This window comes from Micromonospora sp. GCM10011541 (assembly GCF_042650725.1).
Taxonomy (GTDB): Bacteria; Actinomycetota; Actinomycetes; order Mycobacteriales; family Micromonosporaceae; genus Micromonospora; species Micromonospora sicca.
In genome coordinates this window covers 118,131-130,200 of the sequence record NZ_JBHSBP010000006.1, presented here as the reverse complement: position 1 = coordinate 130,200, position 12,070 = coordinate 118,131, and the positions used below count along the sequence as shown (strand labels likewise).

13 protein-coding genes are annotated in these 12,070 nt (G+C 71.1%); 5 read left to right on the top strand and 8 right to left on the bottom strand.

What is annotated here, in order from left to right; translation table 11 throughout:
- Positions 1 to 238: 238 nt before the first annotated feature.
- The 3 genes from ACFOYX_RS02540 to ACFOYX_RS02530 all read right to left on the bottom strand — a co-directional run bounded on the left by ACFOYX_RS02540 (position 239) and on the right by ACFOYX_RS02530 (position 2,711).
- Positions 239 to 886 (bottom strand): hypothetical protein, encoded by a 648-nt coding sequence (locus ACFOYX_RS02540; RefSeq protein WP_322441503.1) that lies wholly within the window; start codon positions 884 to 886, stop codon positions 239 to 241.
- Between the two features lie 284 nt (positions 887 to 1,170).
- On the bottom strand, positions 1,171 to 1,731 hold the full coding sequence (locus ACFOYX_RS02535) for a hypothetical protein (protein ID WP_322441421.1): 561 nt from the start codon (positions 1,729 to 1,731) through the stop codon (positions 1,171 to 1,173).
- A 401-nt stretch (positions 1,732 to 2,132) separates the two neighbouring features.
- Positions 2,133 to 2,711, bottom strand: a complete 579-nt coding sequence (locus ACFOYX_RS02530) for a hypothetical protein (RefSeq protein ID WP_322441422.1) — start codon at positions 2,709 to 2,711, stop codon at positions 2,133 to 2,135.
- Positions 2,712 to 3,366: 655 nt separating this feature from the next.
- Here ACFOYX_RS02530 and ACFOYX_RS02525 point away from each other — a divergent pair.
- Together ACFOYX_RS02525 and ACFOYX_RS02520 are read left to right on the top strand one after the other, a co-directional pair.
- Complete coding sequence (locus ACFOYX_RS02525; protein ID WP_322441423.1) at positions 3,367 to 3,762, top strand: hypothetical protein; 396 nt, start codon at positions 3,367 to 3,369, stop codon at positions 3,760 to 3,762.
- Between the two features lie 863 nt (positions 3,763 to 4,625).
- Positions 4,626 to 5,399 (top strand): Stf0 family sulfotransferase, encoded by a 774-nt coding sequence (locus ACFOYX_RS02520; protein WP_322441424.1) that lies wholly within the window; start codon positions 4,626 to 4,628, stop codon positions 5,397 to 5,399.
- A gap of 83 nt (positions 5,400 to 5,482) precedes the next feature.
- Here ACFOYX_RS02520 and ACFOYX_RS02515 read toward each other — a convergent pair whose 3' ends face one another.
- Complete coding sequence (locus tag ACFOYX_RS02515; protein ID WP_322441425.1) at positions 5,483 to 6,427, bottom strand: hypothetical protein; 945 nt, start codon at positions 6,425 to 6,427, stop codon at positions 5,483 to 5,485.
- Positions 6,428 to 6,632: 205 nt separating this feature from the next.
- On the opposite strand from ACFOYX_RS02515, the gene ACFOYX_RS02510 reads away from it, so the two are divergent.
- Positions 6,633 to 7,148, top strand: a complete 516-nt coding sequence (locus tag ACFOYX_RS02510; protein WP_109801891.1) for an SRPBCC family protein — start codon at positions 6,633 to 6,635, stop codon at positions 7,146 to 7,148.
- Positions 7,149 to 7,229: 81 nt separating this feature from the next.
- Here the strand turns inward: ACFOYX_RS02510 and ACFOYX_RS02505 are convergent, their stop codons facing one another.
- A complete protein-coding gene (locus ACFOYX_RS02505; RefSeq protein ID WP_322441426.1) occupies positions 7,230 to 7,937 on the bottom strand; it encodes a DUF2786 domain-containing protein in 708 nt (235 codons plus the stop codon).
- A gap of 97 nt (positions 7,938 to 8,034) precedes the next feature.
- Positions 8,035 to 8,421 carry a hypothetical protein gene (locus ACFOYX_RS02500; protein ID WP_109801889.1) on the bottom strand — a complete coding sequence of 129 codons (387 nt, stop codon included), beginning with the start codon at positions 8,419 to 8,421 and terminating at the stop codon, positions 8,035 to 8,037.
- A 166-nt stretch (positions 8,422 to 8,587) separates the two neighbouring features.
- Here ACFOYX_RS02500 and ACFOYX_RS02495 point away from each other — a divergent pair, with 166 nt between their 5' ends.
- Positions 8,588 to 9,940 carry an ABC transporter substrate-binding protein gene (locus ACFOYX_RS02495; RefSeq protein ID WP_109801888.1) on the top strand — a complete coding sequence of 451 codons (1,353 nt, stop codon included), beginning with the start codon at positions 8,588 to 8,590 and terminating at the stop codon, positions 9,938 to 9,940.
- Between the two features lie 54 nt (positions 9,941 to 9,994).
- Here the strand turns inward: ACFOYX_RS02495 and ACFOYX_RS02490 are convergent, their stop codons facing one another.
- Together ACFOYX_RS02490 and ACFOYX_RS02485 are read right to left on the bottom strand one after the other, a co-directional pair.
- On the bottom strand, positions 9,995 to 10,738 hold the full coding sequence (locus ACFOYX_RS02490) for an enoyl-CoA hydratase/isomerase family protein (RefSeq protein ID WP_109801887.1): 744 nt from the start codon (positions 10,736 to 10,738) through the stop codon (positions 9,995 to 9,997).
- Positions 10,735 to 11,592, bottom strand: coding sequence for a 3-hydroxyacyl-CoA dehydrogenase family protein (locus ACFOYX_RS02485; protein WP_322441427.1), 858 nt, complete (start codon positions 11,590 to 11,592; stop codon positions 10,735 to 10,737). Before ACFOYX_RS02485 ends, ACFOYX_RS02490 begins: the two co-directional genes overlap by 4 nt.
- A 167-nt stretch (positions 11,593 to 11,759) precedes the next feature.
- On the opposite strand from ACFOYX_RS02485, the gene ACFOYX_RS02480 reads away from it, so the two are divergent.
- The gene (locus ACFOYX_RS02480) at positions 11,760 to 12,065 is read left to right on the top strand and encodes a hypothetical protein (RefSeq protein ID WP_109801885.1); all 306 of its coding nucleotides are present in this window, start codon (positions 11,760 to 11,762) and stop codon (positions 12,063 to 12,065) included.
- Positions 12,066 to 12,070: the final 5 nt, after the last annotated feature.

The following is a 12,070-nucleotide window of genomic DNA, read 5'->3' as shown; positions in this document are numbered from 1 at the left end:
GTATGGACGTTACGCCCGTGTCATCCCCACTCGGCCGCCGAACCTTGCTGAGATCACCTCATTAGAACCCACGACCCGCTCGGGGCACAGATGGGGCACAAGACACCGTCAAACGTTGGCAAGCAGCCGGCAGTACCGTGAGGTACCAACGCCGCCTGACCAGGAGCGCAGGCATGTTGGCGCAGGTCATCGGCGAGCCGGTCTAAGTTCCGCTTCAACGTCTGACGGTCGGCCTCGCTCACCCTTCCAATCGATGCGCCCAGTAGATCTGGTTGTCGGATCCGATGTAGACCACGGCTAGGAGTAGGTCCGACATTGCGATAGGCCCGGTGACGGCTGGTAGCCGCGGATCCCGTACCGGCGGGAAGTGTGCCACGAAGGTCAGCGGTGACGCTTCCTGGTCGTTCGCCCAGACGACGCTGCCTTCACTAAGCCACTCGGTCTCCCCGATCTTTTTGTCGCCCATGCCTCTCAACCACGGGTAGCGTTCTGCGATCTTGTTCTGCGGTCCGCCACCCCCGACTCCAGCCGGGTACGCGTCCCTCGGCCAGTCGTGTCGTAGCGAGATCGAGGGCAGGCGGTTCGAGCGCTTGTCGATGAGTACGACCATGAGGAAGCCGTCGAGCGGTTCGGGTGGGGGGCGCCAGGAGACTCGACCGAGCACCATCTGGACCTTTGGCTCCAACGATGGCGCGTAGCCCACGGGTCGGCCGAGTGCCGTCTGGGACTGCGTGTAGCCGACCAACTCAAGTGACGACTGCAGCGACAGTGCTTCCGGACCGAACGGGGGGCGGTTGTGCCACCAGCGCCAGCCGGCGTTGGCGGCCAATGCCAGGACGACAACCAGCGCCACCGCAAAGGCCTGCCGAGTTTTCCGCCTTTTCATGGTCAACAGTGAAGCAGTAGGAATCTAGCGGAGCGTGCCCGGTCCGTGCCCGATGCAGGGGTCAACCAGGGCATGCAGAAGGCTGCGGGGACCATGTCCCACGCAGACGATGACGTGTGCGACCGCAGCGTGCGGCCGCCGAAGCCCGAGATCCATGCGATTCCCAAGCTGAGGTTAGGCACCTTCCAAGCTGACGGTGTTGAGCAGGGGGATGTGGACGGAGCGAACTGAGGCCCAGGCCTGGCGGTACTGCGGTCCACCGGTCGCCGCGCACCGCTCGGCGCTCAGCGTGGAACATAGCCGTTTGCAGAGCGGACCGACAGGCGGAAGCCCATCGGCACCCGCTGGTGACGAGGCAGACCGAGCACCTCGTAGTCGACCGCGAGGTCATCGAAGAACAGCCCTGATCCGGGGGCCATCTCCACGTCCGGGATCGTGATCGTGACGAAGACCGGCAGCTCTGCGCCCGCCGCCACCCTGATCGACTGGAACGCTACCGCCGCAGCCGGGTCGAATATGGCGCTGGCCTCATCGGCGTGGGTTACCGCCAGGCGGGCGATCTTGAACACGTGCTGATCAGCAGGACCGTCATCGACCGCGATGCCGGTAATCGTCACCGGCCATCGACCGGGATTGCGGATGGACGCGCCGAACGTGACCCGCCTTCCGGGATTGAAGGCGAACCGCAGCTCCGTCCTCCGCCCTTCCGGGCGGGACTCCGCGTCAGCCCCGTGCCACCACGAGCTGCCGTGATCGAGGCGATGGCCGATGGTTGCCGACAGATACCCGGCGCACAGTGCGACAGCCAGCGCCGCGGCGACCAGGAGCCGCCGACGGCGCGTCACAGCAGGCCTCCGCGTGGTTCCCGGTTGGTTGGGTGCTTCGGCCGGACGCCTCGCACCCCGAAGATATGGAAGGCCGCTGATAGAGCGACCCAGCAGGCTGCCATGAGCACAAACAGCACCTGGGGTGGCTCCCAGCCGAGGTGGATCCAGATGCCTATGGCGAGCCAGGCCGATGCGGCTGCGCCGAACGACGCCCACCAGGGCACATCCCGTCGCCGCATGGAAGCCAGTGTATGTCCATCCGCTGGGTGACAAAATGAGTGACGATCGGCGCGGACGCCAGCGGACAAGCCTGGACGGTGACGGACCATTTCGGCAGGCCAAGTGCCAGGAAGCAGCAGCTCTGGGGGCCATGTTGGTTGCCCGGGGGTCAAGGGGTCGGGGGCCGGTGTCCTCGCCGATTACAGGTAGTCACGCCAGAAGGCCACGGTCACCCTGGGCTCCCGGAACTCTTGGTCGATGTAGTGGGCGAGGTCGTGGCCGTACACGATGGTGTCGGTGAGTCGGTGGATGGACAGCACCGGATGCCCAAAGGAGCCGCGGCCGACCGGCAGGTAGCGGTGGGCGTACACGGGAACCATCCGTGGAACGTTGGCGAGGAGTCGCTTCGCCTTGGCCATGCGCCGGACGAGGTCGTGAGGGCGATTGCCCCACCCGGGTGGCCACTCGCCGTGCTGGATGTCGTCGAGCGCGGCTGTGAGCGGCCAGTCAACCTGCTCTTGCAGGCTGGTGGAGTCGAGCTGACGCCAGTTCGGCCAGCCCCAACTTGCCTTGTCGGGGTGGTCATCGTGGCCAGGTGTCCAGACTGGCAGCCCGGCCGCGAGGAAGGCGCGGTGGTCGTCGGCGAACTCGAAGCCGAACCGTCGCTCGATGCTGACGAACTCGGCGTCGGTGAGCCCCGGTTGGATGTCCACCAGGTCCAGCTTGGCTAACCGGCGAGCGGCCTCGATACCCAATGCGACACCGGCACCATTCGTCACCGGAGAAGCGTAGCGACGTGGCCGCCGCGCGCGGGTGATGGGAGGCGCGGGAGCAGCAGAGAGGCAGCGAATGCTTCGGCAACCGATAACACCGGAAGTGGCTGGAGCGCAAAACAACGTGCATGGACTGACGGCTTCCGGCAGCGACGACAGCCGTTGGTGCCCCGCAGCCGCGTTCGGGACGAAGAGTTCGTGCCGCCGCTGCCAGCCGAGGCAGCGACAAGGCAGCGAAGCCCCAAGCGGCAGGCGCAACATGGGCTGCCGCATGACGGCAGCATGACGACAACAGGAGCCGACGCCGAGCACCTGGCCCTGCACTTGGCGGTCGGCCGCAGATCGCCGGAGTGCCTCCGACCGCTGCCGCCTGCATCTGAAAATCGGAAGGTCGGCGGTTCGACCCCGCCCCTGGCCACATAGCCTTTCGCCGGGCTACAGGAGCGCCGATCAGCGGAAACGCCGGTCGGCGCTCCGCTTTTGCCCCGGAAGCCCGGCCGTCCGGTCTGACCCTCGTTGACCCCGGAATCCCTCTGATGGCCGCCCCTTGTTGCACGGGGATTGCACGGACCCGCCGGCACGTCCTGGCCGACGTTCAGGCGGTGGAGACCACTGTCGTCCCCTAGCATCATGATTGCTACTGGATCGTATCCTCCGGGTCATGGCCGTTGATCCACCCAGCTCCCGCCCGCCCCTGGGCCTCGTGCCGCGCAGGTTGATCGCGGCGCTGCTGGTGCTCGGGGTGATACTGCCGTCTTTCATCATCCGTGAGCTGATCGAGGCCACGATGGGAAGCGGCCCGCTGGCCGATATCGGCTGGATAGCAGTTCCGGTAGCGGCAACGGCCTGGCTTGCGCCGCGTGCTTCCTACCGCCGCCGCGATGCACTGTTGTGGTTGGTTGGCCCGGGCCTCTTCATCTTCGCGGTGATCGCCTGGCGGCTGGCCTTCTTGCCCTACCGCGATTGGACGCCTCGCCCCGATGAGGCATCCCGCGTCCGCTGGCTTCGCGATCCACGGCACGCCGGGTTGTGGTACCTGCCTGGGGAAGCAAAGTAGGTGGAGTCGGCCAGCTGGTTGAAAGCGGATCTCCTCGTCGGGCAGTCGTAGACCGTCCAGCCTCCCCGGACGGGAACAAGGTGGAGCGCCCTACGTCCGAACGACCTTGGCCCCGTTCGGGGAGGCTGGTAGCCCTTGTGGTGCCCGGCGAGGTGATCCGCGGCGGCATCTCTAAGGAGGGTCGGGGTTCGGGGCAGAGCCCCGGGGTCTTGGTGATCTGTCCTCCCTCAGGGTGGCCGGCCGGCCCGGCCGATGCCGGCTGGAGGTCGCCAGCCGGGGCCGGGCCGGCGCGGCCCGCTTGCGGGCCGCCTTTGACCACAAAGGGCATCGGAATGAGTGACGTGGCTTGCTGGATCAGCAGAGCGCCGCTGATCGAGGCAACGCCGACACCGACGCGAACGGATCGAGATGGGTCCACCTGCGCCGGACGTCCAAACCGAAGCCATCGGGGAAGCCGTCGCCCCGTGGCGAGGCGAACACTGAGTACGAGCAAGAAGAGGAAGAAGACCACGAACACCAGCTGGATGCCGGGGGATGCACGGTCTCCCTCACTCAGGTTCATGCGGCCATCGTTCAGGCCATGTCAAGCCGTGTCGCACAAGCCGTTGCACGAGGGGTCCCGACGGCTTCCTGACCTGCGGAAATGCGGGTGCCTGAAAATCGGAAGGTCGGCGGTTCGACCCCGCCCCTGGCCACATAGCCTTTCGCCGGGCTACAGGAGCGCCGACCAGCGGAGACGCCGGTCGGCGCTCTGCTTTTGCCCCCGCACGTCCCGGCTGTCCGGTCTCCCCGTTGTCGACACCGCCGGTGCGGCTGGTCAATTTCGGTTGCCGGACCTGCCTGAGGTGGGGTTACCTGCGGCCATGCCGCGGGACCCCGCCGATCGTGTCGACTCGTACTTCGTCTGCGCCACCCCGCGCACCGGCAGTTCGCTACTGCTCGGGTTGCTGGAGTCCACCGGTGTCGCCGGCCGTCCCCAGGCGTACTTCCGCGCGCCGGACGAGTTGCGGTGGGCCGACCGGTGGCAGCTTCCCCGCACCGCCGAGGGTGGCTTCGACTACGCGGACTACGTGCGAGCCGCGCTCGCCGCCGGCCGGACCGAGAACGGCGTGTTCGGCGCGAAGCTCATGTGGGGCACGCTGGACGAGGTGGTCGAGAAGCTCGCCGCGAGCCACCCCGACCTTGCCGGCAACGAGGTCGCGCTGCTGAACCGGGCGTTCGGCCGCACCCGCTTCGTGCTGTTGCGCCGGGACGACGTACTGGCCCAGGCGGTGTCCTGGCTGCGCGCCGAGCAGACCGACAGCTGGTTCATCGGCGGCAACGGAGAGATCGGCGGCAACGCCGGCAACGGGCGGCCACCCCGCTTCGACGCGGACGGGATCAGACACCTCATCGAGATGATCACGGAGCACAACGCGGCCTGGGAGGCGTGGTTCGCCTCGTGGGGGATCCGGCCGCACGTCGTGCGCTACGAGGAACTCGACGCGGACATGGTCGACACCACGCGCCGCATCCTCGACTTCCTCGGGCTCGACGCGCCGGCGGGATGCCCCATCGCGCCCCGGCACCAGCGCCAGAGCGACGAGCTCAACCGGCAGTGGACCGAGCGGTACCGCGCAGCGGTCGCCGACTGCTGATCGTCTCGGTCGGGTCTGGCCCGCACCACGGGGTGAGGGATCGGTCGCTGGTCCCGGCCATCGTCCGGCGCACAGGGCGCTCGCTAACGCTTCGGACGTTGCTGCCGGTGCTGGCCCATGCCGCCCTGGATCGTCTCCCAGACGCTCCGGCCGGCCTGGCGCAGCGTCTCACCCGCCTGACCGGCCACCTGGGCCGCTCCGGAGGCTCCCGGCGGGCCGGCGCCGGCCCGTCCGCCCCGGGAGCGCTCGCCCTCGGCGTCCTCCGGCCGTTCCCCGGTTTCCGCCCCACCGTTACCCGGGGACGGCTTCCCGGGCCCGGCACCCAGCTCCCCGGTCTCCGCCCCACCCGCGGTCGAACCCGCCGACGGCTGCTGTCCTCCACCGCCACCACCGGACGGCACCCCGGCCTGACCGCCACCCGGCCCGCCCTGGCCGCCGGCGGACGGGCCGGTCGGTGGCTGCGGCGACCGGGCGCCGGACGGTGGCGTCGGCACGCCGGGCGTCGGCTCGCCGGTGCGCTCCCGCAGCGACCTGTCCGCCACCGCACCGACCGCACCGACCCGCTGCCCCACCTGGCCGGCCTGCTGCCCCACCTGGCCGAGCAGCGGACTCGCGGCCCCGGCGAGCTGCTGGGCGGACCGGTTGACGTCGTCGATGCTGGTCTCCGCCGTCCGGGCCAGCGCCTCGATGATCTGGGGATTGCGGTCGATCGTGGTCAGCGCCCGGTCCAGGATCGTCAGCAGCTTCTCCAGCCGGACCTTGAGCAGCGCCTCGGCGTGCACGCCGGTGATGTCCAGTTCCACGCCTTCCAGGTGCACCCGGACCCCGGCATCGAGCTGGAGGAGGTTGGCCAGCCGGGCGCGCAGCGACAGGTCGGCGTCGAGCCCGTCGACCGCCAGCCGGATCGAGTCGACCGACACCTCCGGCACGTCGAGCAGGACGTCGGGCTCGGTCGACCCGATCTGCTGGTGGGCCAGCCGCTCGCTGGTCGGGTCCGGTTCCCGTTCGCTCGCTCCGCTCTCGCTCATGCTCTCCGCTCCCAGCTGGCCCGATGCGCCGGGCCGGATCAGCCGCGGTTACCCGCTTTCCGGGCGGCCACCCGTGTCGGCGGCGGGCCGGACGCACGCGGGAAACGGCCCGGACCCGCCGGCCCGGAGAGCGATCTCCCGCTGTCCGGAAGCGGGCACTCCGCGAAGCTGCACAGCGGGGCATCAGCCGGTATGGTCCGGGCCTATGGGACAGGACATGGCTGATCCGGATGAGGTCCGTCAGGATGTCGACCGGTTCTCGTTACGCAGCAGCCTCCTGGCCCCAGCCACCGCAGACCGGGCGTTCGCGGTGTTCACCGGGGCGCTGACCGACTGGTGGGTACGCGAGTACACCTGGTCCGGCCCGGAAGCGCTGGCCGAGCTGGGAATCGAGCCACGCGCCGGCGGCATGCTCTACGAGATCGGCCCGTACGGCTTTCGGGGTGACTGGGGCCGGGTGCTCACCTGGGACCCGCCCCGGCGGCTGGTCTTCACCTGGCAGCTCGGCCCCGACCGGGTGCCGGTGCCCGATCCGGCGCGGGCCAGCGAGGTCGAGGTCCTCTTCGTCCCCGAGGGCGACGGGCGGACCCGGGTGGAGGTCGAGCACCGGCACTTCGACCGGCACGGCGAGGCGGCCGAGGGCTACCGCAAGGCGCTGACGGCCGGCTGGCACGAGCTGCTCTGCCGCTACCTGGCCACGGTGGCGCGGACCGGCACCTGACCCGTCCGACGCGGAACTTCACCCCGTCCCGGACCGCGCCTCTCCCGTGCGGGGCAGTGCCCGGTGCGCTCCGGCGTACGGTCACCAGCCGATGCCCCGTGCCGACGCCGGGCCGGTCATCACCCCGGTGCCGCCCAGGTCGGCCCGACGGCCCGCCTCGAGGCCGGAGCCGAAACCGGTGCCGGCCAGCCGGCGGGGCGCCGCGGTCCGCAGCCGTGGGTAGACCTCGGCGAGTCGGTGCCGTACCCGGTCGGAGCGGTCCGCCAGCACCAGCGCCATGGAGGGTGCACCGGACCCGGCGACCGCGCCGGCCTCGGCGGCCCGCAGCCGGTCGCCGACCACGTGGGCGAAGCCGGCCAGCCAGGTCCGGCGGAAGGCGGCCGGGTGCTCACCGGCCGGTACGACCGCACCGGCCAGCCCATGCGCGGCCTGCACCAGCAGCGAGGTGAAGAGCAGCTCGACCCGTTCCAGGTCGCTGGCGAAGCCGAACAGGTGCATGGCGAAGCCGTTGCCCTGCCGGCGGCGTACGCACCGGCAGCGCAGCGGGTCGGCGACCGCGGCGAGCAGCCCGGCCTTGTCCCGCGCGTACGGGGCGACCACGTCGACCACCCGGTCGCCGACCGGGTCGGTGGCGGGGTCTCTCGCGGCCAGCAGCGCACGGTCCACCCCGTAGCGGGCGATCAGCTCGGTGGCCTTGGCGGTGAAGGCCGCCGACTCGGCGGGCGTGCAGGCCGGGTCCTCCGCCTGGGCGAGCAGCTTGCGGACCTTGCTGAGCATCGCCTCGGACATGCCACCACAGGTACCACAGCGGTAGGACACGGACCGGCGGCTGGGGCGGTGCGTGCTGATCCCGCGACGCCCGTCCCCCCGGCCGGGGGCCGCGAGGTCAGCCGGCCCGGCTGCGCAGCGTCGCCACGGTCGAGCCGGCGAGGGTGAGCAGGCAGTCCGGCAGCAGCCCGTCGGCCATCGCCGCGCCGAAGAGCGCCTCGCCGGTGTCGGCGTCGTGGTTGGCGTACGCGCTGACGAAGCGGGCCACCCAGCGGGTGTCGTAGTCGGCCTGGTCGATGCCGGGGAAGTCGAGCGCGCAGGCCCCGGGGGTGACGTCGCCGACCATGGTGCCGGCCAGGCACCAGGCCACCCCGTACGCCCCGGCCAACCCGGCCCGGTCGACCACCGCGTCGAAGGCGCCCACCACCGCGTCGCCGTCCCCGGCCAGCGCCGAGCGGAGCACGGCGGTCGCGTCGTCCAGCGTCTGCTGTGCTTCGTCGGTCACGTGCGGCACAGTAGGACGGCCGGTCAAGCGGTGACCAGGGCACAGCCCGATGGTCACGCTCCGTACCGGGCTGGGTCGGCCTCCCGACCGGACCGCCCTCCACGGTCCCACCGTCCCCGCCGGCACGCTAATGTGCCTGCGGACCGTTGGCGGAGGAAGGACGACCATGCTCGTATCACGCGGTTCGCGCGCGGCCGTGATCACGGCCTGTGCGGGGCTACTGCTCGCCACCAGCGCCTGCGGCAGCGACAAGACCGATGGGGGTGCCACCACCACCCAGGTGCGCCTCTACGGCACCGACGGAAACATGCTCAACTCGTACGCGACGGAACTGAAGGACCGCGCCGAGCTGGTGAACGGGATGAAGGGCACCACCCCGCTGACCCCGCTCCCGGAGAACTTCAAGGAACGGCTACTCACCGTCAACCCGAAGCTCAGCGACTACCTCTACTCCGCGGAGACGTACGACGCGGTGGTGATCAGTGCGCTGGCCGCTCAGCTCGCCGGCAGCACCGACCCGGCCGTGATCGCGAAGCAGATCGTCGGGGTGACCACCAACGGCGAGCGCTGCGATGCCCCGGCGGCCTGCCTGGAACTGGCCCGCGAGGGGCGGGACATCGAGTACCGGGGAGTGTCGCTCACCCGGGCCGGGTTCACCGACGCCGGCGAGCCGGCCACGGCCAGCTACGCCACCCTGCACTTCGACGACCAGAAGATCGACGACGGCAAGACCGAGTTCGTCGGCGCGGGCAACGAGTCGGGGGCGAGCAGCAAGGCGCCGCCCCGGGCGAAGAAGCAGCGCGGTGGCAAGTCGGACAAGAGTGACGGCTCCCCGCTGGTCCTCGGCGGGCTGCTGCCGCAGACCGGTGACCTGGCGCTGGCCTACCCGCCGATGGCGGCCGGCGCGGCGCTGGCCATGAAGGACGTCAACGCGGGCGGCGGGGTGCTCGGCGAGCCGGTGGTCTGGATCGACGGCGACGACGGCACCAACCCGGCGGTCGCCAAGGCAACCGTGGCCTCGCACATCAGCAAGGGCGTGCACGTGCTCATCGGTGCGGGCGCCTCGGGCATCTCCCGCGCGGTCCTGCCGGACGTGGTCGCCGCCGGCCGGGTGCTCTTCTCCCCGTCGAACACCGACGCCGGGCTGACCACCGTGGACGACAAGGGTCTGTACTTCCGTACCGCGCCGCCGGACAGCCTCCAGGGCCGCGCCCTGGCCGACGTGATACTGCGCGACGGGCCGCACAAGATCGTCATCGTGGCGCGGAAGGATTCCTACGGCGAGGGCCTCCAGGAGAACGTGCGGGTGGAACTGGAGCGGGCCGGCATGGGCGCCGACCGGGTCAAGCTGCTGACCTACGTGCCGCCGGCCGACGCGAAGGCGCCGCCGGTGGACTTCAGCACCGGGGCCACGGAGATCAAGGACTACGGCGCGGACGCCGTACTGATCATCGGCTTCGGCGAGTCGGCGCACGTGGTGACCGCGCTGGCCGACGCCGGGGTGCAGATCCGGCACTGACCGACGACGAAGGCCGCACCGGACCGGTGCGGCCTTCGTCGCGTCCGGGGCGGGTCAGCGGGAGCGCCGCCGCTCCAGGAACTCGGTCATCCGCCGGTGCTTCTCCTCGTCTTCGAAGAGCACCGCCTGGCTGACCAGGTCGAGCTGCGGATGGGCGGCGGGTGGCGCGTCCACGGCCAGCTTGGTCAGCCGCAGCGCCAGCGGCGAACCCTTGGCGATCTCGTCGAGCAGCCCGTGCGCGGTGGGCAGCAGTTCGGCGGGCTCGGCCACCACCCGGTTGACCAGCCCGATCCGCAGCGCTTCGTCGGCGTCGACCCGGCGGCCGGTGAAGAGCAGTTCCTTGGCCCGGGCCTCGCCGATCAGCGCCGGCAGGCGGTGCGTCGCGCCCGCGCCGGCCAGGATGCCCAACCGCACCTCGGGCTGGCCGAACACGGCCCGGGCCGTGCACACCCGCAGGTCGCAGGCGTACGCCAGCTCGGCGCCGCCGCCCAGCGCCGGACCGTCCACGGCCGCCACGGTCGGCATGGGCAGTGCCCGGATCCGGGCGAAGGCGGCCGAGTTGATGGCGGCGAGGGCGTCGACCCGGCCCCGCTCGCGGAGCTGGCCGATGTCCGCCCCACCGGCGAAGATGCCGTCGGCCCCGCCGGTGAGCAGCAGCAGCCGCGGCCGGGCCTCCAGCTCGGCGCAGACCGCGTGCAGCTCGCCGATCAGGTCGGCGTCGATGGCGTTGCGCTTCTCCGGCCGGTCCAGCGTCACCACCAGCCGGTCCGGCAGTTCCTCGATCCGCAGTCCGCTCACTTCTTCGCGCCGCCTTCCCAGGTGTAGAAGCCCTGGCCGGACTTCTTGCCCAACCTGCCGGCGGCCACCATCTCCACGAGCAGCGGCGGCGGCGCGAAGCGGTCCCCGTACGCGGCCTGGAGCGTGCGGGCGATGTCGAGCCGGACGTCCAACCCGACCAGGTCGGTCAGCTCCAGCGGGCCCACCGGATGCCGGTAGCCGAGCACCATCGCCTTGTCGATGTCGGCGGGGCCGGCCACCCCGTCGGCGACCATCCGGATGGCCTCCAGCCCGAGGGTGACCCCGAGCCGCGACGTGGCGAAGCCCGGCATGTCGCGTACGACGACGGGGTCCTTGCCCAACCGGCCGGCGAGCGCGACGGCCGCGTCGGTGGTCTCCGGCGCGGTGGCCGGGCCGACCACGATCTCCAGCAGCGTCATCGCCCAGACCGGGTTGAAGAAGTGCAGGCCGAGGAACGCCTCCGGCCGGTCCAGGCCGGTGGCCAGGTCGGCGATCGGGATGCTGGAGGTGTTGCTGCCCAGCAGGGCGGGGCGCCGGGCGGCGGCCTCGCGGAGCACCGCCCGCTTCAGGTCGAGCCGCTCCGGGACCGCCTCCACGATCACCTCGGGGCCTTCGGCGACCTCGCCCAGCCCGGCCCGCAGGGTCAGCCGCGCCCGGTTCGCCGCCGCCTCGTCGGCGGTCAGCTTGCCGCGCTGTACGCCGCGTTCCCACAGCTCCTCGAGGCGTCGCACGGCGGCGGCGCCGCGTGCCGGATCCACCTCGACCAGCTCGGCCGGGAAGCCCGCGCCGGCCGCCACGTAGGCGATGCCGAGCCCCATCGTGCCGGCCCCGACGACCACAAAACGACCACTCATGACGTCCCCTCGCCGCGGGCGGTGACGCGCGGGGTCTCCGCCACGCCCGGCCGCTCGCTCCGCTCGTTCATGGGTGCGACCCTAGGCGGCACCGGTTCGTCGGGGATGCGTGGGGGCGCGCCGGATCGGGTACAGACGGCCGTCAACCGAGGGAAGGACCAGCCGACATGAGCCAGGCACCGGAGAACGCCGCCACCACCGGCACCGCCGAGGACACCGGGACGGTGGAGACCCGCGGCGAAGAGCGGGTGGACCTGCTGCGCGCGGACACCAACAACGACGGGAAGACCGACGTGTGGGTGGTGGACACCGACGGCGACGGCAAGGCTGACCTGTTCCAGTTCGACACCGACGGTGACGGCAGGGTGGACATCACCATGGTCGACATCGACGAGGACGGCACCCCGGACGAGGTGGTCGACGGCGACGGCGGGCTCCCGCCGGAGGAGCACTCCCCGACCGTCCAGGTCTGAGCCAC